We start from the raw sequence: 2,701 nt of genomic DNA on the forward strand, positions 1-2,701 counted from the left end.
CGGAGCAGTTCCGATGGCTGCTCTTAAGCGAATGAAACATATGGATTTTATGCGGAGGACAGACCCTACAAAGCTAACCCAAAGAATAGCCTAAATCAGGCCAAGCGCCACTTTAATGGCGCCCAGAACATCTGAGGGCAAACTTCTCTATAACATGCCCAATGCAAGCGCCTTATATCGAGGCGCACGGAACTTATTATGCCAACGCTCGGCCAAGCAGTCATTGAGGCGAGCACCAGAAAGGGGCGGTTCGTTGTAACCACCATATTAACGGCGTGATAAATGGATGAGGTGAATACGATGCGTATCAGCATCTTTGGTTTGGGCTACGTCGGTGCAGTATGTGCCGGTTGCCTATCTGCACGTGGTCATGAAGTGGTAGGCGTGGATATCTCCGCGGCCAAGATCGACCTGATCAACCGGGGCAAATCGCCCATCGTCGAACCCGGTTTGGAACAGCTCCTGGAGCAGGGCATCAAGACTGGTCGGCTGCGTGGCAGCACCGATGTCGCCAGCGCTGTCCGCGACACTGAACTGTCGATGCTCTGCGTCGGCACGCCGAGCAAGAAGAATGGCGATCTGGAACTCCACTTCATCGAATCGGTGTGCCGCGAGATCGGCTTCAGCCTGCGCGACAAGGACCAGTGGCATACCGTGGTGGTGCGCAGCACGGTGCTGCCGGGCACGGTGAAGAATGTGGTGATCCCGCTGCTCGAAGACTGCTCCGGGAAGAAGGCCGGGGTCGATTTCGGCGTGGCGGTCAACCCGGAGTTCCTCCGCGAGAGCACCGCGATCAAGGATTACGACTTCCCCCCGATGACCGTGATCGGCGAGCTCGACAGCCGCTCCGGCGACGCCCTGGAGGCGCTCTACCGCGAGCTCGACGCGCCGATCATCCGCAAGGACATCGAGGTCGCGGAGATGATCAAGTACACCTGCAACGTCTGGCATGCCGCCAAGGTCACCTTCGCCAACGAGATCGGCAATATCGCCAAGGCCGTCGGCGTGGATGGCCGCGAGGTGATGGACGTGGTCTGCCAGGACCACAAGCTCAACCTCTCGCAGTACTACCTGCGCCCCGGCTTCGCCTTTGGCGGCTCTTGCCTGCCCAAGGATGTGCGCGCCCTCACCTACCGCGCCAACCAGTTGGATGTCGAATCGCCGCTGCTCGGCTCGCTGATGCGCAGCAACGCGGCCCAGGTGCAGAAGGCCTTCGACCTGATCGCCAGCCATGACAAGCGCAAGGTCGCCCTGCTCGGCCTCTCCTTCAAGGCCGGCACCGACGACTTGCGCGAGAGCCCCCTGGTGGAGCTGGCGGAGATGCTGATCGGCAAGGGCTTCGACCTGCGCATCTATGACCGTAACGTCGAGTACGCGCGGGTCTACGGGGCCAACAAGGACTACATAGAATCGAAGATTCCGCACGTGTCCTCCCTCCTCCACTCCGACTTCGACGAGGTCATCGCGAACGCTGACGTGATAGTCGTGGGTAACCGCGACCAACGCTTCGAGGCCTTGGTCCAGCACGCGCCGGACGGCAAGAAAGTCATCGACCTGGTGGGTTTCATGCCGCACGGGAGCCGCGGCGAAACCGAAGGCATCTGCTGGTAACCGGCCGGCCTCAACCCCTTCGAGCGGTTTCAGCTGGGCGGACGCCAGAGCGGCGGCGCCCAGCCCCGAAGCCGCCCTCGACAGACAACGGAAGCAAATAACGGACGCAGATATGGATAGGCTCAAACGTGGCCTCGCCGAAGCCGCCGGCTGGCTGTTCTACCTCAGCCTGCTGATGGGCATCGCCTTGGCCTTGCCGAGGACGGTCTTCGACCCCGAGTCGAAGGACTTCCTGTTGCTGGTCGGCGCCGTCGGCATCTGGCGTTACTCCATGGGTGCCATGCACTTCCTGCGCGGCATGCTGTTCCTCTATGTGGTCTACCCGCATTACCGGCGCAAGGCCCGCAGCCTGGGGCAGGCGGTCGACCCCTCCCAGGTGTTCCTGCTGGTCACCAGCTTTCGCATCGACGCGCTGACCACCGCCCAGGTGTACCGCTCGGTGATCCGCGAGGCGATCGACTGCGGCTACCCGAGCACGGTGGTCTGCTCCATCGTCGAGCTGTCCGACGAGCTGCTGGTGAAGCAGCTCTGGGCCAAGCTGAACCCGCCGGCGCGGGTCAAGCTGGGCTTCGTGCGGATCGCCGGCACCGGCAAGCGCGACGGCCTGGCCTACGGCTTCCGGGCGATCTCGCGCTACCTGCCGGATGAGCGCGCGGTGGTCGCGGTGATCGACGGCGACACCGTGCTCAACCCCGGCGTGGTGCGCAAGACAGTGCCCTACTTCCAGCTGTTCCCGCGGGTCGGCGGGCTCACCACCAACGAGTTCTGCGAGGTCCGCGGCGGCTATGTGATGAGCGAGTGGCACAAGCTGCGCTTCGCCCAGCGGCACATCAATATGTGTTCGATGGCGCTGTCCAAGCGCGTGCTGACCATGACCGGGCGGATGTCGGTGTTCCGCGCCCGGGTGGTTACCGAGCCGAGCTTTATCGCCGACGTGGAAAACGACCACCTGGAACACTGGCGCCTGGGCAACTTCAAGTTCCTCACCGGCGACGACAAGTCCAGCTGGTACAGCCTGATGCGCCTGGGCTACGACACCTTCTACGTGCCGGATGCGGCGATCAACACGGTCGAGCACCCGCCGGAGAAG

At 62.7% G+C, this 2,701-nt stretch carries 2 protein-coding genes; both read left to right on the forward strand.

Translation table 11 applies throughout. The features are described 5' to 3' along the window. Positions 1 to 300 precede the first annotated feature (300 nt). Positions 301 to 1,611, forward strand: a complete 1,311-nt coding sequence (algD, locus tag V6M52_RS16095; RefSeq protein ID WP_332701792.1) for a GDP-mannose 6-dehydrogenase — start codon at positions 301 to 303, stop codon at positions 1,609 to 1,611. Between the two features lie 112 nt (positions 1,612 to 1,723). Next, positions 1,724 to 2,701: glycosyltransferase family 2 protein (locus V6M52_RS16100; protein WP_332701794.1), on the forward strand; the 978-nt coding region annotated here is incomplete at its 3' end.

The sequence above is a fragment of the Devosia sp. genome, from assembly GCF_036676215.1.
Classification (GTDB): domain Bacteria; phylum Pseudomonadota; class Alphaproteobacteria; order Rhizobiales; family Devosiaceae; genus Devosia.